The 21,742-nt window shown below is 28.8% G+C and carries 17 protein-coding genes; 9 read left to right on the top strand and 8 right to left on the bottom strand.

Features of this window, described 5'->3' with window-relative positions; translation table 11 throughout:
• Nucleotides 1-29 precede the first annotated feature (29 nt).
• Together QZ306_RS07265 and QZ306_RS07260 are read left to right on the top strand one after the other, a co-directional pair.
• The gene (locus QZ306_RS07265) at nt 30-833 is read left to right on the top strand and encodes a methyltransferase domain-containing protein (RefSeq protein ID WP_295162583.1); all 804 of its coding nucleotides are present in this window, start codon (nt 30-32) and stop codon (nt 831-833) included.
• A gap of 28 nt (nt 834-861) precedes the next feature.
• Nucleotides 862-2,598 (top strand): DUF342 domain-containing protein, encoded by a 1,737-nt coding sequence (locus QZ306_RS07260; protein WP_295162581.1) that lies wholly within the window; start codon nt 862-864, stop codon nt 2,596-2,598.
• An 81-nt stretch (nt 2,599-2,679) separates the two neighbouring features.
• Here the strand turns inward: QZ306_RS07260 and QZ306_RS07255 are convergent, their stop codons facing one another.
• The gene (locus QZ306_RS07255) at nt 2,680-3,654 is read right to left on the bottom strand and encodes a tRNA-dihydrouridine synthase family protein (RefSeq protein ID WP_295162579.1); all 975 of its coding nucleotides are present in this window, start codon (nt 3,652-3,654) and stop codon (nt 2,680-2,682) included.
• Between the two features lie 333 nt (nt 3,655-3,987).
• Between QZ306_RS07255 and rpsB the strand changes: the two genes are divergently transcribed.
• Both rpsB and tsf read left to right on the top strand, forming a co-directional pair.
• The gene (gene rpsB / locus QZ306_RS07250) at nt 3,988-4,800 is read left to right on the top strand and encodes a 30S ribosomal protein S2 (RefSeq protein ID WP_295162578.1); all 813 of its coding nucleotides are present in this window, start codon (nt 3,988-3,990) and stop codon (nt 4,798-4,800) included.
• A gap of 42 nt (nt 4,801-4,842) precedes the next feature.
• The gene (gene tsf / locus QZ306_RS07245; RefSeq protein WP_295162576.1) at nt 4,843-5,697 is read left to right on the top strand and encodes a translation elongation factor Ts; all 855 of its coding nucleotides are present in this window, start codon (nt 4,843-4,845) and stop codon (nt 5,695-5,697) included.
• A 97-nt stretch (nt 5,698-5,794) separates the two neighbouring features.
• Here tsf and QZ306_RS07240 read toward each other — a convergent pair whose 3' ends face one another.
• The 7 genes from QZ306_RS07240 to QZ306_RS07210 form a co-directional block, all read right to left on the bottom strand.
• A complete protein-coding gene (locus tag QZ306_RS07240; RefSeq protein ID WP_295162574.1) occupies nt 5,795-7,156 on the bottom strand; it encodes a tetratricopeptide repeat protein in 1,362 nt (453 codons plus the stop codon).
• A gap of 14 nt (nt 7,157-7,170) precedes the next feature.
• Nucleotides 7,171-8,193 (bottom strand): hypothetical protein, encoded by a 1,023-nt coding sequence (locus QZ306_RS07235; protein WP_295162572.1) that lies wholly within the window; start codon nt 8,191-8,193, stop codon nt 7,171-7,173.
• Nucleotides 8,194-8,202: 9 nt separating this feature from the next.
• The gene (locus QZ306_RS07230) at nt 8,203-10,368 is read right to left on the bottom strand and encodes an alpha-hydroxy-acid oxidizing protein (protein WP_295162570.1); all 2,166 of its coding nucleotides are present in this window, start codon (nt 10,366-10,368) and stop codon (nt 8,203-8,205) included.
• A 108-nt stretch (nt 10,369-10,476) separates the two neighbouring features.
• Entirely contained in the window at nt 10,477-10,926 is a 450-nt protein-coding gene (locus tag QZ306_RS07225; RefSeq protein ID WP_295162568.1) for an efflux RND transporter permease subunit, read from the bottom strand.
• A 19-nt stretch (nt 10,927-10,945) separates the two neighbouring features.
• Nucleotides 10,946-11,101 (bottom strand): hypothetical protein, encoded by a 156-nt coding sequence (locus tag QZ306_RS07220; RefSeq protein ID WP_295162566.1) that lies wholly within the window; start codon nt 11,099-11,101, stop codon nt 10,946-10,948.
• A 64-nt stretch (nt 11,102-11,165) separates the two neighbouring features.
• Nucleotides 11,166-11,549, bottom strand: coding sequence for an efflux RND transporter permease subunit (locus QZ306_RS07215; RefSeq protein WP_295162718.1), 384 nt, complete (start codon nt 11,547-11,549; stop codon nt 11,166-11,168).
• Nucleotides 11,550-11,806: 257 nt separating this feature from the next.
• Nucleotides 11,807-12,025, bottom strand: coding sequence for a hypothetical protein (locus QZ306_RS07210; protein ID WP_295162564.1), 219 nt, complete (start codon nt 12,023-12,025; stop codon nt 11,807-11,809).
• Nucleotides 12,026-12,523: 498 nt separating this feature from the next.
• Here QZ306_RS07210 and QZ306_RS07205 point away from each other — a divergent pair, with 498 nt between their 5' ends.
• From QZ306_RS07205 to QZ306_RS07185, 5 genes are all read left to right on the top strand, one after another.
• Nucleotides 12,524-13,111 carry a TetR-like C-terminal domain-containing protein gene (locus tag QZ306_RS07205; protein WP_295162562.1) on the top strand — a complete coding sequence of 196 codons (588 nt, stop codon included), beginning with the start codon at nt 12,524-12,526 and terminating at the stop codon, nt 13,109-13,111.
• 116 nt (nt 13,112-13,227) lie between these two features.
• Nucleotides 13,228-13,749: a hypothetical protein gene (locus QZ306_RS07200; RefSeq protein WP_295162560.1), complete on the top strand. Its 522-nt coding sequence runs from the start codon at nt 13,228-13,230 to the stop codon at nt 13,747-13,749.
• Between the two features lie 9 nt (nt 13,750-13,758).
• Nucleotides 13,759-14,277: a hypothetical protein gene (locus QZ306_RS07195; RefSeq protein ID WP_295162558.1), complete on the top strand. Its 519-nt coding sequence runs from the start codon at nt 13,759-13,761 to the stop codon at nt 14,275-14,277.
• Between the two features lie 69 nt (nt 14,278-14,346).
• On the top strand, nt 14,347-14,679 hold the full coding sequence (locus QZ306_RS07190; RefSeq protein WP_295162556.1) for an STAS domain-containing protein: 333 nt from the start codon (nt 14,347-14,349) through the stop codon (nt 14,677-14,679).
• 100 nt (nt 14,680-14,779) lie between these two features.
• Entirely contained in the window at nt 14,780-21,715 is a 6,936-nt protein-coding gene (locus QZ306_RS07185; RefSeq protein ID WP_295162554.1) for an ABC transporter, read from the top strand.
• Nucleotides 21,716-21,742 lie beyond the last annotated feature (27 nt).

Below are 21,742 nucleotides of genomic sequence, written 5' to 3'. Positions count from 1 at the left end.
TTCCGAATATTATATTGGAGAGTTGTAAAGTGGAAAAAATAGAATGTGAATTTTGCGGCTGTACAGATTCTGAAATTTATATAAAAACAGATTCAGTCAGCTATAATAAATGTTCAAATTGCGGACTTATATATCAGTATCCTATATTAAGTTTGGAAGATATCAATGATATATACAGCGATAATTACTTTGAATATGAAGTTGCAAATCAGGAAAATTTTTTCGCTCTTATGAAGCTTGCTATGAAAGATATAGGATTTGATAAAATAGAGGATAAGCTCCCAAATAAAAATGTTCTTGATATAGGATGTGCAACTGGTATGATGCTTAATTATTTAAAAACTAAAGGTTATAATGTTCAGGGAATAGAAATATGCTCTTCATCAGCACAATATGCAAGAAAAAATTATAATATTACAGTTTATGAAAAACCGCTGACAGATGTCGGATTTGAAAGCAATTATTTTTCATTTATACATTTTTCTCATGTTATAGAGCATGTCCCAAATCCTACTGATACTTTAAAAGAGATATACAGAATACTTTCTAAAGGAGGATATTTAGCGATTACAACTCCCAATGCAGACGGTATGTTTGCTAAGAAGTATGGTGTATCTTGGAGAGCCGTAATGCCGCAGCATCTATGGTTATTTTCTAAAAATACATTGTCAAAATATATTAAAAGCATTGGTTTTAATATAATTAGTGATTTTTCTTGGGGATCTATACCAATAGAAAAGAAACCTAATAAAATAATTAAAGCTTTTTTTGATAAATATGTTAAATTATTTAATAGAGGAGATGTTATGCTCTTCTTATGTAAAAAAATATAAGTGTTTTTGAGTTTTTTAAGGAGAATATATGGCAAAGGAAATTATAAAACCAACTTTATCAATTGATCCTAATAATTATGAATTTCTTTATGACAATACTATTAATGTGAGGGAAATATATGATCAGATAGTTGATATTGATGATAAAGATCAAAATCTGTATGAGGAACTATTAAAGAATTATGTTCATCCGGGAGATGCCATATTAAAATCTATTTCTAAACGCGAGGGAATAAAATCAGGTAAAAATGTAAAATTCAATAAAAATACGGGTCTATATGAAAGTACGGCTCATGGATATGTTTTTTATGATGAATTAAAATCTGTTTCTGTAATACCTGTTATTAATGTGGCTGATAAATGGCGCGGCATAATGCTTCTTCCTTCTCAAAAACATCTTAAGAGGCAATTAACTCTTGAGGAAATACAGTCTATTATTTCCGAAATACCTATAAAATTAATGGTTAATTATGATAAAATAGCCGAACTTGTTGAATATAATCTGAAATACGGCGAAGGTGTTATGTGCGTATTTGTTGAGGGAAGAAAACCTATAGACGGAAATGTCAGAAAAGTAATACTTGATTATGATTTTACTATAGATACGGGAAAAGAATCCGAAACGGGCAATATGGATTTTAAAGACAGGGGATTTATACATAATATAGAAGCGGGAATACAAATAGCTCACTTTATAGAAGAAAAACCTTCTATGGACGGATTGGATATATACGATGCATTAATGGAAGCCCATCATGATGAAGATCCTTGCTATAAGGTAGGTAAAAATATTACAGTTGATGATGACGGTATTGTCATCAGAAGCGGTATAAGGGGAATACTTAACAATCATAATAATACTCTATCTGTAAGCACAGTTGCTGAAATTGATAAAGTAGATTTATCTACAGGAAATATAGAAGTTAATGGATCTCTTATAATTAAAGATAATGTTGAGCCAGGATTTTTAATAAAAACAGAGGGCGATATATTTGTTCATGGAAATATAGAAGATGCTGATATAGAATGTGCAGGAAATTTAATTGTTTCAGGCGGTATAATAGGCGGCGCCAACAGTATAATAAAAGTTAATGGCAAAATATATTCAGGTTTTATCAGAAATGCCAGTATAGTATGTAAGGGTGATTTGCTTTCAAATCAGCTTGTTAATGCAGAAATAGCATGTAATGACAGAGTTATAATACTTGAAGGCAAAGGTGTTATTATAGGCGGAAATGTTAAGGCTTTAAATGGTGTTTGGGCTAAGAGTATAGGTTCTATGAGTGAAACTAAAACTACTATTACAGTAGGAAGAGATGCAGAGGCGGACGAAGAGTTCAAAAATATTGTAATTACTATAAAATCAAATAAAGAAGAAATAAGTAAAATAAAATCATTACTGGGCACAGAATATTTTAAAAATCCTAAAGCTTTTATAGAGAGAATACCCCCAAATAAAAGAGATGCTATAAAAGATATACTAAAAAGAATTACAAATCTTGTAAGAGAAACATCTCAGTTGGAAGCTAAAAGAGATGTAATGAGCTCCGAGTTTGAAAAATTATCTCATAGCAGCATAACCGCTATGGAAGGATTTTTTTCAGGTGTTACTATTTATATTTCAAGTATGAGAAAATATATATCAAAAAAGATATCAGGAACGGAATACTTTTATTCTAAAGAACTTAGAGATATATCTGAGAAAGCACCAAAATTACTTCCTTTAGAAGAATATGATTTTCCAAGAGAGATTAAGAAAAATTAATAAAAGTATATAATATTTTAAGATAGTAAAATATATAATTTTTATATTAATAATATTATATATATTAAATTAATACAGCAGTTATGACAAAATATCATCTAATATTTTAAATAATTCTTCTTTTCTCTCGCATTTCATAAGTTCTATTTTATTTTCCATTTTATATCCTGTCAGATATTTCATAATAAATTTACGCATAAAATGTATTGCGCTTACTTCTCCGTAAAGTATGCAGCATCCGTTAATATGTTCTTTTATGGTATCTTTAAGAGAGTAATTTTTTTCCGTATTGTTCTCATATTTATGATTATCTTCAAATATAGTATTAAGTTCTCTGAATATAAAAGGATTTCCTATAGCAGCCCTTCCTACCATTATTCCATCAACTTTAGAAATATCAAATGCTTTTAATGCATCATCTTTTGATTTTATATCGCCGTTTCCTATTAAAATATAATCTTTTCCAAGCGCCTCTTTTACTTTTGCTATTGCCTCCCAATCCGCAGTACCTCTGTATAAATCGCTTGCATATCTTCCATGCAATGTAATAAAGCATGCTCCGTTTTCTTTTAACGCTAAAGCTCTCTCTATTTCGCCGCCTTCTCCTCTCTTAAATCCAAGTCTTATTTTTACGCTTACAGGCAATGGAGATTCTTTTTTTACTGCATTTAATATGGATATCATTTTATTAGTATCTTTTAATAGTCCTGCACCTCCATTATTTTTTATTACTTTTTTTGTGGGGCAGCCCATATTTATATCTATAAATGAAAATCCTTTTAAATCAGTTATTTCAATAGCTCTTTTATAATCGTCTTCATTTGCCCCAAATAACTGTATGGATATAGGTTTTTCATCTTCTTTATATTCCATATATCTATAAGTTTTTTTTACTTTTCTTGCCAAAGCCGCAGCGCTTATTAATTCAGTTATAAGAAGTCCCGCACCGAATCTTCTAGACAGTCTTCTGAATACATAATCGGTATATCCAGCCATAGGCGCTAAAAAGAATCTTGAAGGTATATTGATACCGTCTATAATAATATTTCTATTCATATTATTCTCTGAAATTATTATAATTTTTATAAATATAATCAATTAATTTAAAAACTTTAATAGTATAAAATATATTTAAATAGTTTGCAATATTGACATTTTTTTATATTATGTTATTATATATAAAACCGATTATATTGGTATACTTTTCCGTAATTGCAAAATGTTTTTAAATTATTCTTTTGGTATTAAAAGGAATATAGAAAAGACATTGTTACTAATTCAGTAATCAAAGCATTATGATTTTTTATAATATTAATGTTTTTGTAGATGTTGAAATTTATGGATAGGGTGCTGTAGTCGGTACTCTATTTTTATTTTAAAGGATACGATATGTCATTACCAGTTATGAAAGACCTTTTAGAGGCAGGCGTACATTTCGGACACCCCACTAGAAAATGGAATCCCAGAATGAAGCCTTTTATTTTTCAAGAGAGAAACGATATTTATATTATCGATCTTATGAAAACTTTGACCTATGTAAAAAAAGCTTATGAAGTGGTTAAAGAAATGGCTAGAAACGGCGGAAATGTTCTTTTTGTGGGTACTAAAAAACAAGCTTCTCAAAGCATAAAAGAAGCCGCAGAAAAATGCGATATGTATTATGTTAATAACCGCTGGCTTGGAGGAATGCTTACAAATTTCTCCACCATTAAAAAAAGCATAGCAAGACTTAAGAAAATAGAAAAAGAAGAGGTTGACGGAACTTTTGATAAGCTTCCTAAAAAAGAGGTTATACTTCTTCTTAAGGAAAAAGAAAGATTAGAGAAAAACTTTGCAGGCATTAAAGATATGGAGAATTTACCTGATATGATTTTTGTAATAGATCCTATGCAGGAAGCTATTGCCGTAAGCGAAGCTAGAAAATTGGGAATACCTGTTGTTGCCGTTGTGGATACAAACTGCAATCCTGATGTAATTGATCATCCGATACCCGGAAATGATGATGCTATAAGGGCTATCAGTTTATTTGCAGGCGTAATTGCCTCAGCAGTTATAGAGGGGCAAAATGAGGCTGGAAAAGAAACATTAGCCAAGCATGATATTTCAGGAGAAGTTGAGGAAGAAGTTTATGATAATAGCGCCACAGAGGCCGCAGAGGCTGTTGCTGAAAAATATGGTGTTTCTCAGGAAGATGACAAATAATTGTTGACAGAATAAAAATATTTAATATAAAGGATAATTTTGATGGCAAATATTAGTATGGATACTATTAAAGAGCTTAGAGAGCGTACAGGTGTTGGTATAATGGATTGTAAAAAGGCTCTTCAGGAAACTGACGGCGATATGGATAAAGCTATTCGCCTTCTAAAGGAAAAAGGTGCGGCTGTTGCTGCTAAAAAAAGTGAGCGTACGGTGAAAGAAGGTTCTATAGGCTTCTGCATTAATGATGATAAAACTAAAGCTGCTTGTATAGAACTGCAATGCGAAACTGATTTTGTCGCTAAGAATGAATTATTTATTAATTTGGCAAAAACTATTTCAAGCACAGCTATGGGATTAGATAATGTTTCTATAGATTCTCTTTTGAATGCTAATTGTGAAAACGGAGATACTATACAGGGCATGATCAATGAGGGAATACAGAAATGGGGCGAAAAAACAGTACTTGCCGATGTTAAAGTTATGAAAACAGAAGGATTTTTCGGCACTTATGCTCACTTTAATAATAAGCTTGTAGCTGTAGTTGAATTTGATGTTAAGCCTAGAGGAAAATGTTATGAGATAGCAGATCAAATAGCTATGCACATTGCAAGTGAAAAACCTTTAGCTTTAAATAGGGAAGGTATTGATGCAAATGCCGTAAAAGAGCAAAAAGAAATATTTGAAAAGCAGGTAAGAGATGCAGGTAAGCCTGAAAATATGATAGAAAAAATAGTTGAAGGTAAAATGAATTCTTGGTATTCCGACAGCGTTCTTATAGACCAAAAATTATTTACAGACAATAAAATATCTATTAAAAGTCTGATAGATGAAATTTCTAAAGAGTCAGGTTCTGAAGCAAATATTAAAAATTTTGTAATCGTTTCTTTAGGTGTATAATAAATAATTAAATAAATAACAATTATAGCACTCCGTTTAAATAAAAAAGCTATGATAATCAAAATCATAGCTTTTTTATTTAATATATGATTATTTGTTAATCGCTGAATGATATAACGCCTTCAATAATAGCTTCAAATCTTTCAGGCTCAATAATCATAACTGTATCATCAACTTTTAAATTAGGTGCGAAATCTCCTATACTAATTAAGAATGAGTGGGCACTTTTATATTGCCTTGCATATTCCATGAATTGATCTACGGTGTCTTGCCTCATAGGATAGCCTGATGTATCTAAAGCAAATGTGCTTTTATATGACTGACCTTCGGAGCCGAATTTTTTCATTGTAACAAAGAATGCTAATGTATCGGATTTTCTCATATTATCTGTAACTACATATCCATTTATTGTTAATATTCTGTAGAAGTGTTTTTCTAAATAATCCGTTACATCCATTTCAAGCGCCGTTCTAAAGGCATTATTGGCAATAATAGAACTGTATGTTTTTAATTTTTGCTCAACATCTAAATATATATTTCTCACAGATTTAATTATTTCCCACTGTTTAACTGCTGCTTCAAATTGTTTATTCTTTACAAGTGTTTCAGCATATCTGTATCTTTCATCTATAACTTTTTCATTGGCTATATTCTCTTTGGTAAGAACCTGTCCGTAATATTCTCTTGCTTTAGTATAATTTCCAAGCTCATAGTATGAGTTTGCAAGATTTAAAGATATTGTATCTTTGTCTGATACTTCATTACTTTCATAAGCTATTTCTAATTCTTTAATAGCATTTTGGAAATCCCTGCTTGAGGATAATATTTCTCCAAGCAGCAAATGGTACTGAGCATTTGTATTGTCTAAAGATATTGCTTTTTCTATATTCTGCTGAGCCGCATGATAAGAACGGATTTTATAAAAACAATATGAAAGCATATATAAAAGCTGAGGATTGCTGTCATTCTGGGCTGCGGCTAGAGAAAAATATTTCTGCGCCTGTATCCATTCGCCGTAATTATAACAAATAGTTCCTGCTTTATATAGAGAATCATAGTCCTGATCCCTGATTTTAGTTATCATGTCATATTCATCTATAGCTTTTTTAGAGTTTCCTGTTTGCTCATATATTTTAGCTAAAAATTCTCTTACATTTAATTCCGTTATTTCTTTTGTAAAATAAGCTCCGTCTATCATATTTTGCAATGAAGCCATAGCCAAAATATACTGCTGCTGTTTATAATACATATTAGCCATCATCCATAATATATTGGCATCTTTTTTATATTTAGGGTCTAAAGTGTTAATTTCTCTTATAGCTATATCATAATTTTGCTCATTATATGCCTGAACTATTTTTTTTAATTTAATAGGATATGATCCACTTTTAATAACATATTGAGTGGCGAAACCCAATAAAACGATTAAAACTAATATTACAATTAATGAAGCTTCCACGGTTCTTATCCCTTTTATTCATAATATATAACAGGACTTCCTGTTTCTTCAGATTCATTTAAAGCATCTTTAATTTTTCTCATCATAGATTCTTTTACAGCAAATACGGATATTTTATTTGACATATTATTAGAAAAATCAAATCCGCTTATTGCCATAGACACATTTATATCTATAGGCTCATCATCATATTCAAAATTATAATTTTTTAATGCTTTAAAATATCTTTTAGACGCTTTCCAAGATTGATCTTCATTTGCAAAAATTGCCGAGTATATAATATCTTCATGAAGCAGACATTGATTTTCACCTATTCTTGCATTTTTCTTGATAACATTGATTAATTCGCCTTCTAATTTCTTATAGGCTTCATTTCCGTATTCATTTATTATAGAGCCTGAATTTGATATTTTAAAAGCCATTATTCCAATAGCATGATTATATCTTTGAGAGAATGCTATTGTGTTTTTAAGTGTATTTGAGAATATTTCATATTCTGATTTGTCGGTTTTTAAGAATTCATTATTATATTCATTTTCCGATATTATATCATCTTCAACAGCATATCCCAAATTATATAATATAGTTTTGTACATGAATATTATCATTTTTTTTATACTGTATGATAATTGTATTGATATTAAGAATAAACCTCCTGATAATATACCGCTGTAAAATATATAATCTTTTTTATAGAGAAGTTTTTGTATTTCAGGAACATAGCTTATAGATAATATAAGAATTACGGAAGTAACCGCAAAAAAGAGTAAATTTTCTACTGTTTTTGAAAAATATGTATAATTTTTTGTAGGCTGCATTAATACTATGATAAAAGCGTATAATATGGAAATTCCTATCCATATCCATACCCAAATATCAAGAGCATACAGTAAATGTACAAAGAAATTCTGAGGATTAGAGGATATTAATAATATATATATTGGTATAATAACGGTGCTGTATATCAAAGTACATATCATAGCGGATAGAAATCCGTATATATATGATTTAGACAGGCTTATTTGTTTATCTTCCATAAGTGATTCCTAATTTTTTCGCCATATCGCATTATTATATTTAAGCTGATTTTGACCGAATACTTTCATTATTTTTTCCAATTCTAATTTATTGGAATATAAAGCATATTCAAGACCCTTTTTGCCTTTACTTATGGCTGCAATAAAACTTTCTTCTGTTACAGAAACAGCATTAGCTCCTAACATAAAATATTTAAATACATCTGCTCCGTATCTGGCAGATTCTGCAAGCAATGTTAATTGCATTTTATTATTATGCAGATTACATGCCGCTCTGTTAATAGTATCGGCAACTTTTTCCATACCTTTTAATGCATACTTATTATTATTTGAAAAATATATACTGTTAATATGCATTGAATTTACATTATTAATATCATTTTCATTTGATATTCCCTTAATTATTATGGGTATTTCTATTTGTTTTCTTATTTTTAATAATTCTTTTTCGCTTTTTACATATACTTTATAATCAGAATTAATATTATAGCAATAAGAAAAATCTATGCCTGCAGCGCATGCTCCGTTTTTTTCCGCATCTCTTAGTTTCTGCATTAAAATATCATAAGGATTATTACCGTTAAGCATAATAATTCCTCTTTTATTTCTTTTTATAGTTTTTATTGAAAGCTCAAATAATTCTTCATTATTAAAATCGTTGAATACTGCAAGCACTCCGCAATTTAAAGCTGTATCCGATACAATTTCATAATATTCTCTTATATCCATTATGCCGTCTATAACATCAGTTAGATTATATATAGTGTCAATTATAATAGGCTGAGACACATGAGTATTAAATAATTCTGTTTCTAAATTAACAGCTTTTTCTTCATGTATTAGACTGGGATTAAAAGAATAATTTGAAAGTCCTGTTTTTTCATCGGTATTATTAAATATATAATCGGCATTATGTTTTGAAGCTAATTTTTCCTGAGCTATTCTTTTTATTTCTTCTACCGTTATACTTTTTTCATCAGTAAGTCTGAAATGAACGGCGCTTATAGCCTTATTTGCTGCAGATATAGCTTCATCTCTTGTGCTTCCTACAGCGATTATATTTCCTGCTTTTTCCAAATTATTTGTCGGAGTAACCAATATGTCGCCTACTTTAGTTTTTACAAATATTTCTTTTATGCCTTCTATTTTTTTAGCATTTTCAATACCTTCTATTGATTCTATAATACCAGTACCCGGCAGAAATGCTTTTTCAACGGAAACTTTATTCCATTTAGGATTTAAATCGCTTGGGGGATTACCTAAAGCTATTTCTAATGCATTTTTTATAAGATTAACTCCTGTAGAAAGAGGGTAGGTATAAGCACTCATAAACCCCCCCGATAATCTTGCGGCAATTTCTCCTACCATAGCTCCGTTTTTTGTTATTTTTATATCGCCTTTAGCAGCTCCTATTTTTAAATTTAATGCTCTTATTCCAGCTTTCATTACATCAACAGCATTATCAAGCTTTTCCTTATCCAATGCTGAAGGCATAATATGTCCTGTTTCTATAAAAAACGGAGGAAATTCTATTATCCTGTCGGCAATACCTGTAACATATATTTCATCATTATATATCAGCATATCAATAGAAAGTTCCTGACCGTCCATAAACTCTTCAATAATAACTTCGCCTGACGGAGAAGCGCTTTTAGCTCTGTTAAATGCCGCTAATACGCTGTTTTCATCAGACACTTTCATAACCCCTCTGGCTCCCATATTATCTGCAGGTTTTACAACAGCATGAGTATTTAAACTTCTATATGCTTCTATTGCCTCTTCATAATTCCATACTGGAAAAAAATTAGGCTGAGGCACATTATTTTTTTTAAATCTTTCCCTCATTCTTATTTTATTAGAGGCAGCATAAGCATCTTCAAATCTGTTTCCCGGAAGTCCTAATGCATTTGCCACAGCCGCAACAGTTGTAGAAGCATCTGTTCCTACAGTTATAACACCATGTATTTCCATTTTCTGACTCAAATCTCTAGCCGCTCTTACACTTCCATCAACATCTCTTGTAGATACCACCATAGGATAATCCGCTATTTTCATTCCGTAAGCATCTTTATTATAATCAAATACTATTGTATAAAGTCCCATTTCCTGAGCTATTTGTACCGCAGGTACTTGCAATAGTCCTGCGCCTATTATTATTATGCGTTTGCCTTTCATATTGTATCGCCTTTAATCAATTATAGTGTTATTAATATCGAAATTTTAATACTAAACTGGAGAATTTTTAATTTTATTACCTATTATAATTATTATAATTATAACTAATCATTTTAATTTTATTAATTTCAAATCAAAAGCCGTCATAAATAAGCATGGCAGAAATACTAATGTTATCATAGTGGAGAATATAAGCCCATAAGCCAAACTCATAACTATAGGAAATATCAAATCAGCATCTCCTCCTATACCGTAAACTGTAGGCATTAATCCGCCTGCAGTAGTTACAGTAGTAAGAAATATAGGCAGAAGTCTTTGAGTGCCTCCTTCTGCTATCAAATTAAATGCAAATTTTTTAGGATTACTTAAAGCATAAGGATTATTTTTTCCAGACTCTATAATTTTATTTATTAAGTCTATCATTATTATGCCGTCATTAACAAGCACGCCGCATAAACCCACAATTCCTATAAATCCTATAAATGACATAGGCATTCTATGCAGATAAAATGCTATGAATATACCCGTAAGTGTAAAAGGTATTAAAAACATTATCATTAAAGGCTGTATAAACTTTTTAAATTGCATTAATAATTAAAACTATTGCTATAAATAATGTAGCTATAAGTCCGTCCAAAGCTCCCACAGTTTGATCAGCTTCTCCTACTAATCCTATTATTACGCCAGGGTATCTTTTGGAAATATCTTTAAAATGATTTTTTACCGCAAACATCAACTGTATTGATGTATTTTCTCCCTGAATTAAATCGGCTGTTATTGTAATGCATCTTTGTCCGTTATAATGTCTGTATAGAAGATACTCCGTTGGTTTCGGCTATACTGGCAACATTTTTTAAATATAAAAGTCTGTTATAAACATTCGGTATTACTAAATTATTAAGTACATTCGTATCATATATATAATCTCTGTCTAACTGAACTCTGAAGTCCAATTTATAATCAAGCTCCTGTATTGATGTTGCAATTGCTCCGCTGTATGCCGTTCTCAATTCATTTGCAACATTGGCAACATTCATGCCTAATTGGGCTATTTCATCATAGCTGAATAATACTCTAAGTTCATCTTTTCCTATTTTATCATCATCATAATAATTTATAACTCCGTTTAAGCTAAGTAAATATGCTTTTATCTCATCTCTTACTTTTCTTGTCTGATTAATATCGTTTCCGACTATCTTTATATCAACGGCTTTCCCGGATCCATAGGAAGCTTCACCGATACCATTAAAGCGTCTAATTCTTTATATCATAAGCCGTTTTTTTCTTTCCGTTGAAGGTATAAGATAAACAGTTATTCCAGCCAAGTTGGCAGATTCTTTGGAAATATCAACTATATTCTGATTAATTTATTTTCCTATTACGCTGCTACTGCAATTAAATCTTTTTCATTAACAGTTTTATATATAATGCCTTCAATCTATTCAATATATTTCATAGTATTTTTTATAGAATTGCCTATTACAGAGTCAATATTTATCATTATACTGTCTGAACTGGTATCATATATCAGTATGAATTTTTTCAAACTGTCTTTAGCCAAGAAGAATGAAAATATTAAAAGTGCTATAAAAAATAAAACAACAAAATATCTGAACTTTAAGAGTATTTTTAATATTTTATTGAAAGGATTTTTCATAGCATTGAATAATTTTTCTTTATCAAAGTCAAGCGGATTTTTTATATTTTTAAATAATTTTATTTTTGATTTTTTATTAGTTTTATGCTGTAAATTATTAGGAAGCAGAAATACAGCCTGAAATAAACCTGCAAGTTATCTATATTATAATATGAATATAAACCTATTATATATAGATATGAATATTATGATATTTACAAGCATTCTGTTATCAGCAAAAAAGCATATTAATTTTTTCATTATTGTAAGATACCTCAATATTATATAATTACAGTGTAGTATATTTTATTATTAATTTATAGTTTAAATAAAAAAATATGAATTAAATATATAATATAGTTTTACAAAGATTAAATTATATTTGTTAATTAGTATTAAGCTGCATAAATAAATATTATTTTTATATAATTATATTTTTATTATTATATAAATATAGTTTACATTTTAATATAATATAATTTATAAAAGCATATTATTAGTTAAGTAAGGTATTGCACTATGAAAAATAATTCAAATAAAAATAATGCTAGAGTTAAGAAAACAAAAAAATTACTGGAAGATTCACTTGGACTTTTGCTTGAAGAAAAATCTTTTGAAGATATCAGAGTAATAGATATATGCGAAAAAGCCAATATGCATAGAAGTACCTTTTATACATACTATAATGATAAATATGAGCTATTAAAGTCTAAATTAGATGAATATAAAGCTAAATTTTTAGAAGATTTAAATAGATATAAAATAGAAAATAAATTAAAAAACTCTCATGTTGATATTATGAATAAAATACTTCAGTATTTTTATCTTAACAGAAAATATTTAAAGATTATATTTGAGAATAATAAAGACGGAAGCGTTACTGATATTTTAAGAGAGTATCTCAGATTTTATATTATAGAAGGCATAAAGGATTTTAAAACCATAAGACCTGACAGAGAATATGTTATCAGAGTTATGAGCAGTTTTTATTCAGGAGCTTTTGTATCAGTTATTACAGATTGGATTAAAAATGACTGTTTTATATCTGTGGAAGATTTAGCACAGTACCTATCCGATATAATTATGCAAAGAGTTTTTTTAGAATAAATTTAAATTAAATCTTATTTATTGTAGATAAATAAAAATATCATGTCGATAATTAAAGAATAAATTTATATATTTTTAATTCAATTTTAATAATATAAAGATTAGGAGAAAAAATTATGAAGAAAATAATTTTTTTATTTGTTTTATCAGTTAATTTATTGAATGCTCAAAATATTACAAAAGACAGCACTTATTCTCAAAATTGGGCTAATTTTATATTTAAAAAAACTATAGATATGAAAGGCGCATTGTATGAGGGCAGACCAGGAGGAGATTTAGAATTAGTATCGGGTAAGTCTCCTCTTTTTCTTGTAAAGATGTATAAATTTTTAGGAGCAAGATCCGATACTCATGCCTATTATATGCATCAGTCTCCTATATCTATGTTTTATGATAATGCCCCTGCTTTAGGAATTAATTTAGTTGAGGGCTATTCTATAGAAGGCGTAAAAATAATAAGGTATTCTAAATATATAAATAGTTATCAGAAAAAATTGGATTCTTGGAAAAAAAATAATTCCGTATATATTAATGACAGATGGATTGCCAATTCTAATGCAAATTGGGGAGCTTATCCTGTACCTCAGCCAGAGGATGTTAACTGGGCTGAAGGCGAATATGCGGGAGAATTATATTAACTTAAATAAATGCAGTATATTTTTATTATAACGGTTATATTATTAGTTATTATTATTTTATTTTCTATTAATAATAAAAGCGTTATATCTTATGATAATGCTTGGATAAGATTAGTCAGAAACAGAGAAGTTAAAGAAACTGATAAGCATTATATATTTAAAGATGACGGAGAAATTATTATAAACGGCGTAAAAAAACTGACATTTTTAAAAGCAAGATATAATAATATGGCTGTATATGTCAATTCAGATTATTTAAATAAGTTTATGCTGGTTTTTTCAGGTTATCCTTCTATAAAGGCAACATTTACAGAAGGGTATATAGTTGAAAATAATAAGCTTTACTATACTTATGCATATAAATCATCATACTATACGAAACTTAATAAATGGATGGAGCTTAACGGTATTTTTCAAAGTAAAGAAAATTGGTCTGCTAAAAAAAATATAAAATGGGATACTTTTCCTTCTCCTAAATATATTGATATAAATTGGGATAAAAAAGCTTTGATAGGCATTTTATCTTAAATATGCCTTATTGACTAATATTTTTTATTTGTTATACTTAAAAAATAGCTGTAATTTAAGGAGAAATCTATGAATTTAAATATACAAGATAAAGGAAAAGTAAAAGTTGTAAGTTTGGCAGGAAAATTAGATGTTAATCTTTCGGTATCTATAGAGTCTGAATTAGAACAATTGGTTGAATCAGGCTCTGTTAATTTAATATTGGAATTGTCAGGCATTGAATATTTAAGTTCAAGCGGAATAAGAGTATTTATTTCCATAATGAGAAAAATTAAAGATAAAAATGGAAGACTGGTATTGGCGCAGGTTCCTGATATTATTAAAAAAATACTGAAAACTGTTGAATTGGAAGATCTGTTTGAAGTTTATGATAATGTTGATGATGCGGCGGCTTCATTCTGATATTTTATATTGATTTTTATTATATATTTTGTATAATGCTTTTATATGTGTTTTATTTTTTTAATGTTGAATTATATTTGACTATAATCAGAAATTTGCTATGAAATTTAAGTATTATATAAAATTTAAAATATTAATTTTACTTTCTTTTGTTTTATTTGCATGTGCTTCAAGTCAGAAAAATTCAGATTCTGCATTCAGCAGCAGACCATTCTTAAGAGAATATAAGAGATACTCCCTCACATCTGGAGAATTAAATCCTGCATTAGATGCCGTTATAGATAGGGACGGAACTTGGATATATTATTCAAGAGAAAATGCAGGAAATACGGATATTTTTGCAGTAGATTCATATACATTAGAAACTTACAGATTGACAAGAAGTCCTAGTATAGATGCTTCAGTTTCCGTTGATGATAAATCAAAATATTTAGTATTCTCGTCTACCAGAGACGATGCTTTCGGAGATATTTATTTATACAAATTAATTAATATGGCAGGCATAAGAACTTCAGAAAATAATTTAGAAAATTTGGAGCAAAATATTATAAGACTTACCGATTATAAAGGCTATGATATTGATCCTGTAATATCGCATAAAGGAAATATGATAGCTTTTGTTTCGGATAGAGATGCAAATATTAAAAAGCTTTTTGCTATGCGTCCGAATGGAAAAGATATTAAAAAATTATCCGATATTGAAGCCTCATCTCCCGCATTTTCTTTTGATGATAGAAAAATAGCATTTATCACTTCAAAGACAGGAGAGATATATTCTCAATTAGCTGTATTGGATTTAAATCCAGATACTAATTCTCAGACTAATTTAACTATACTTACAGATACAAAAACATTTAAATTCAATCCGTCTTTTTATAATGATGATACTATTATTTTTTTTGAAATAGAAAAAGATACCGACAGAGATGGAAATTTAACATACAATGATAAAAGACGCCTAGCATCATATTCTTTAGTAACTCATAAGTATTATATATTATCTGATAATACGCAATTAACAACTTTTAATGTGGCATATCCTTCCGCTTTGGTAGGTGCTTATATTGTAAGTGAAAATAATACAAGTATAGTAACTATGGGCTCTACAAAAGAGTATTTTATAAAAGATAATAATTCTCAGAGTATGTATAATAATTTTGCACAGCTTCCATACAATAGAAAAATTGATGTTATAGATAGATTTTCAGAATATTTTCCTTTTGAGGAAGATAAAAATAATGTTGCAAAAGCGTATTTTAATATAATGATATCATCTTATACAAATAAAAATATAAGTGAATATAATAATGCTAAAAATATACTGATTTCAGAATATTCCAATACATTTACAGGTTTTTTAGCTTCAAAAATAAATGATGATAATTTTCTTGATGCAGATTTTTATACAAATGAATATTTTTTAACTAATAATAATTCGGAAGCAATTAATTTTACTGCATGGTCAGGATACATATCTGCTTATGAAAAATATAAAGCGGATAAAAAAAATAAAGAAACATTCAGTATTCTTAATAATATTATAAATCTTAATATTGATAAAGATTTATATATGATTATAGCAAAGCTGTATTCCCGTTCGGCTGAATATAATGATTATAAATATCCTCAGGATAAAGATATTTATAATATTCCATATAAGAGAAAGGATTTATTATTTTCAGACAGATTAGAAATAGCTAAAGATTTTATCAGAGATTCAAATATTTCATATAGTACGGTAATAGACAATTCCCATCCTTATTCTCCCTTATCTGCAGCTTCCAGACTTATATATTTAGAGGGACTTATACTTTCAAGAAATTATGCAGCTGCGGAGGATTTATTTAAGCCTTATACCGAATCTAAAAATAATATAATGCTTGCATTAGGCTATTATGCAAATGCTCAGATTTTCAAAGCGCAGAGAGATGACGGAGCTTATGCTTTGTTTAAAGAAGCTTTAGCCTCAGGCGGAAAAAATTTTGAATCTACTTATGAAGCTATGGAATCTAAAAATATATTGGCAGATTATTATAAATCTATTGCAGATAAGGCATATAATGAAGGTAAATATGCATCTGCCTATGACAACTATAATGAATCTTTAAAATATAATCCTAATGATGCATCCTCATCTGTAAAAGTAATAGAAAGCGGTCTTAGAGCATACAGTACAATAGAATCTCTTGAAGAAACTATACTTGAAAGAGAAAGAAATATTTTGTCAAGCAGATATTCTTCTCATGAAGCGCATGCCGAATTGGCTAATGCATATTACTATTTGGCAAACAGATATTATTCGGCGGCTCTTTCAAAGCAGTATAGCAAAGAGCGTTATGTTATAAGCGATAAAAAAAGAGAAGACGGCTTTTATTTGTATCTTAATAAATCTTTTAATACTATAGTGGATAAGGCTGTTTCATATATAGATTTTGCTATATTTTTATATCCCGATGAAGAAAATTATTATATAAAGAAAGCCGAAATGCTTACATTTGCGCAGGCTTTAAAAATGCAGGTGCTTCAAAATGATAAGACTTATAAAAGCGTAATAGAATTAGTTCCTGCATATAAAAATAATTTTTCTACAAACGATAAATATATAGGATATAATCTGCTTTCATTTCAAACTGCAAATTTAGATTCTGAAATAATAGATGCTTTAATAATGGCTAAAAGCAAGATAAAAACAAAGCCTAATATAGTATCTATAATGCTTGCAAATTCTTATTTAATAAACGGAAGATATACCGATGCAGCCTATGAATACAAAGAAGCAGAAAAATTAATTAATATAGTAGGAAGCGATAAAAGCAAAGCTTGGTATCATTTCTTTTACGGCTATTCATTATGGATGAACAATGATATAAAAGGAGCATATAGAGAATATGATTTAGCCCGTTCTCTGTTTGAGAAATTAGGGGATAAAGAATCTGTATATAAAATAGTAGGCTATACTTCAATTGCAGCCATAGAGCAGAAGGATTATAAAAAGGCTGTGGAATCCCTGCTTGAAAGAGATAAGCTTACGGAAAATGATTCTGATAAAAACGAACTCAATGAACTTCTGCTTGCCGCATGCTATTTGAAATTGGAAGATTATAATAATGCTTTATTATACTGCGACAGCGTAAAATCTAAAATTGACAGTTTGGATTCTTCAGCTTATACTCCTAATTATCTGAGTATAACTTTATACGGCGCTAACATCAATATAATAAATTTGGGACTTGCTTCATTAGGGGGATATATACCCGGAGAGCCTCTTAATGTTGATAAGCAGCAGATGCTTTATTCAATATATCAGGAATTATATGAGAAAACGGGAAGATATTCTCAGTCAAGAGAAGCTTTATCTTCATATCATGACTATATTATTCAGGATAAACCTAAAAAATCTATTAAGCCTTTAATGCTTTCAACATATTACAATAATGAAGGATATCTTTATTATAAACAGGGAGATCAGTATAACTCAATAATGTCTTTTAAAGCTTCGATAGCGGAGTATCAAAAAACTTTAGATAAAGAAACTCTTGATAAAAATCCTAGCCTTCAATATCAGAATGCAAACAATGACGCTAAAAATTATTTAAGCTTATCATCTCTATATTTAAGGCATTTATCGGAGAATGATTTAACTTCTATGAAGAGGGAGTTTTTTATAGAGTTATTCAACACATCAAAAACGCTTCATATATTATCCACCAATAATGCAGTAAGTGCAAAGGACAGATTATTATTATATTCGCATATAGCCGCTTTTAACTATATAATGGCATTTAAGCTTACCGCAGACAACAATATTAATTACAGAAAAAAATTATATGATGATTCAGAATATATGACAGAGCATGATATCAATGTTAAAAGATTATCTATGCTTAAAGATGCTATTGACAGATATAAGTATATTCTCTCATCTAATTCTAATTTTCCTGTAGATTTAAAAACGGAAATTATTATAAGATATAATTTAGCTAAGGCGTATGAATTGGCCGGATATATAGAGGAAGCGGCAAGAGAATATATGTCTGCATTTTCAAAAGCTCAGGCATCGGCATTTGCAGTTGAGGAAATTGCAATACTTACAACATTGATAGATTTCAGTTCCAAATATAAATCTCAGTATAATGACAGCTTGGATTATCCTATACAATATGTATTTAAAATACTTAAAAGAATAAGAGAAAGCGTTTTTATGATAACATTTGTTGAAGATAATAATTTTATATTAAAACAGGCAAAATATAAGGTTATAGAGTTTCTTGAAGGCAGCTATCCAGATGCAAGCATAAATATACTGGCTATGTTTGATGCCATTGATATGAGAAGAAAATTTCTAGACAGAAGGCTTTATACTTTGGGAGAAAATAATTATTATCTTAGAGAGTATTATAAACTTTATGAAAAAGCTCTTTATGTATATCAGAGATATTCATATTTGGTTGAATCTTCTTATGACAGCAGAACTGAAACTGCTATGCTGAAAGAAATTGCAGAATATGAAAAAGAGGCTGTAAAAATATTCTCAAATACTCCGATAGAGTCTATTGTTATATGCGATGTAAAACCTGAAGATATTGATAGAGCTATGCGCAAAGATGAAACATTAATATGGGATACTTATTTAGGATACAGATTCGTAAGAGAAAACGGAAAAACATATTTTTATACGCAAAGCAATGAAATGCCCAAAACAAAAAATTATGTTACTCATATAGGATTCAGACCTATCATAATAAGCAATAAAAATATTTTTGTAAGGGAGCTTTATGATTCTACTGAATATATGCTTCCTCCGAAAACCGCCTATATAGACAGCAGATTAATATCTTTTTTCAAAACTTCAAGAAATATAAACAGCAGTATTGCAATATCCAGCAATACCAATTCAGCCGATAATGCTTACAGCTATAATTATACAGATGATGCTTCAAAAGAGTATAATAATAATAATAATAATAATAATAATCTATATACAAATATAGCGTACAATTCTACTAAAGAAACAAATTATACCAACAGAATAAAAAGAGGTAACTTCAGATTTATAGAATTAAAAGATATAGCAACTAATTCTTATGTTCCTTTAGTTGCAGATATAACAGGAGCATCGGCTTCAGATATATCAAATATTATGAATAAAAATCTCTATATAGTTTATTCTGATAAAGAAACATTTACAAATAATATAAGAGTTTTAAGAAATATAAATAATATAGCTTTAGTTGTGGGTAATGAAGGCAGAGATTCCAGAATTATGTTTTATACTAATTATTTCAGAAAATTAATTTCCAATTCTCTTGAAGATAGTATGAAAGGCTGTGATAATAATATGTTTACCATATACGGAAAGCCGGATTATGATATATCTTATCTGTCTAATGCCGCTTATGATTTTAAAATTAGGCTGTATAATTCTTATTTAGATAAAGAAACTCCGACTATGTCTATGATGTCTAATCTTATTGCATACTCTCAAAGCGATGATGAAAAAATTATTAATTATGCAAGAATTATTGAAGACAGATACAATGCAAAAGATACCAATACGGCATACTTATTTTCTGAAGAAGGCTATAAATTCTTTGCAGGCTCATATACCAATATAAGCGATTCCAATGCATACAGATTTATAAAATCAATGCTCCCTATTTACAGAAGAATGGGAGAAGAAGGAGCCGTAAAAGGAGCCAACAGAGCATTGCATTTTATGTATTTATATACTAATAATAATTATGATTTAATAGATGAATATTTTACACCCAGAACATTGTCAAGATTCTTAAAGTCTAAAAATAATCCTAAAGAATCTGTAGGATATTTAAATTATATAGGAAACAGAGCATACGGAGATAATAAGCAGAAAATACTTGAGATAGCCGTCATTTACGATTTAATATATGCTGAAACTTCAATTGATGCGGTAACTAATTTTTTAAGCAGAATGCATAATACCAATGAAATACTGACTATTGCAAATACTATAAAAGATTCCAATGCAACTAATGAAAATGATATATTTACAGCTATGAATTATATTTACGGAAATCAATACATATTTGAAGCAGGAACTATCTCTGATTTTGCCGACAGATTCTACTCTCTTTACAGTACAAATTCCGCCTATATATACGGATTATTAAATAAAATAAGAGTTCCAGAAAGCGATTTTGCTGATAATATAAAAGATGCTTATAATATATTTTCTAATGAAAGCACAAATACTATGTTTATATTCTATTCTTATGAAAATAATAAATATACCGCATACAGTTATGTTGTGGGAGACAGACAAGTAAAAAAATCTGTATTGTCGGATATGAATAAACTTAATTCATATATGAATGATTTTACAAATGCCTCAAAAGCCAGAGACAGAAGAAATTCTTTAAAGTCTGTTCAAAATGCAATGCTATCTTCCGATATTATTAAAGATGCAAAAAGAGCTGAAAGAATATATATAACAGGTTCTGCTGCTAATTTATTTACAGTTCCGTTTGCATATTTGGAAGCTTTTAAAAATAATGATGTTGTAAAAATAAGGGAATTTCAATATTCTCCTTCATATATTTTAGAGCTTGGAAAACCTTCTGTAAAATTAAATTCCGAAACTAATTTCTATACTTCTTTAGAGAGAGAGGCAGTTAAATCATTTAATAATCCTGAGGGTAATATTCCTCTAATACATTATATAGGAATAGATACAAATAGAAATAAACCTTATGAAAGTGCAGATATATTTTTATCTCCTGCAAGAAATACAGATATAAATGCATATTTAAAATCAAGAAATGAAACAAAGCTTTTATTCACTTATACTTATAATGATTCAGGAGATTATTATACCGTTATGAAATATTTGTATAATAATTTTGATAATGGAATAATAAACTCATACAGATTTATAAAAAATTACAGAGTTCCAATAAATATTATAAAGTCAGGCGATATGAATACTGTATATAAGGCTAATTATACTTTATTTGATTATATACTTCCGGGAATACCTAAATACAATATATTTAAATAAATTTATTTTACTTTATTGATTAAAATT

The organism is uncultured Brachyspira sp. (genome assembly GCF_910588665.1).
In the GTDB taxonomy this organism is placed as follows: Bacteria; Spirochaetota; Brachyspiria; order Brachyspirales; family Brachyspiraceae; genus Brachyspira.
This window is presented reverse-complemented; position numbering and strand designations above follow the sequence as displayed.

Excerpts from the sequence above, each read along its gene's own strand:
- QZ306_RS07260 (WP_295162581.1), top strand. The coding sequence starts at position 862 with ATGGCAAAGGAAATTATAAAACCAACTTTATCAATTGATCCTAATAAT.
- QZ306_RS07255 (WP_295162579.1), bottom strand. The coding sequence starts at position 3,654 with ATGAATAGAAATATTATTATAGACGGTATCAATATACCTTCAAGATTC.
- rpsB (WP_295162578.1), top strand. The coding sequence starts at position 3,988 with ATGTCATTACCAGTTATGAAAGACCTTTTAGAGGCAGGCGTACATTTC.
- tsf (WP_295162576.1), top strand. The coding sequence starts at position 4,843 with ATGGCAAATATTAGTATGGATACTATTAAAGAGCTTAGAGAGCGTACA.
- QZ306_RS07235 (WP_295162572.1), bottom strand. The coding sequence starts at position 8,193 with ATGGAAGATAAACAAATAAGCCTGTCTAAATCATATATATACGGATTT.
- QZ306_RS07230 (WP_295162570.1), bottom strand. The coding sequence starts at position 10,368 with ATGAAAGGCAAACGCATAATAATAATAGGCGCAGGACTATTGCAAGTA.
- QZ306_RS07225 (WP_295162568.1), bottom strand. The coding sequence starts at position 10,926 with ATGATAATGTTTTTAATACCTTTTACACTTACGGGTATATTCATAGCA.
- QZ306_RS07220 (WP_295162566.1), bottom strand. The coding sequence starts at position 11,101 with ATGTTTGCGGTAAAAAATCATTTTAAAGATATTTCCAAAAGATACCCT.
- QZ306_RS07210 (WP_295162564.1), bottom strand. The coding sequence starts at position 12,025 with ATGAAAAATCCTTTCAATAAAATATTAAAAATACTCTTAAAGTTCAGA.
- QZ306_RS07205 (WP_295162562.1), top strand. The coding sequence starts at position 12,524 with ATGAAAAATAATTCAAATAAAAATAATGCTAGAGTTAAGAAAACAAAA.
- QZ306_RS07200 (WP_295162560.1), top strand. The coding sequence starts at position 13,228 with ATGAAGAAAATAATTTTTTTATTTGTTTTATCAGTTAATTTATTGAAT.
- QZ306_RS07195 (WP_295162558.1), top strand. The coding sequence starts at position 13,759 with ATGCAGTATATTTTTATTATAACGGTTATATTATTAGTTATTATTATT.
- QZ306_RS07190 (WP_295162556.1), top strand. The coding sequence starts at position 14,347 with ATGAATTTAAATATACAAGATAAAGGAAAAGTAAAAGTTGTAAGTTTG.
- QZ306_RS07185 (WP_295162554.1), top strand. The coding sequence starts at position 14,780 with ATGAAATTTAAGTATTATATAAAATTTAAAATATTAATTTTACTTTCT.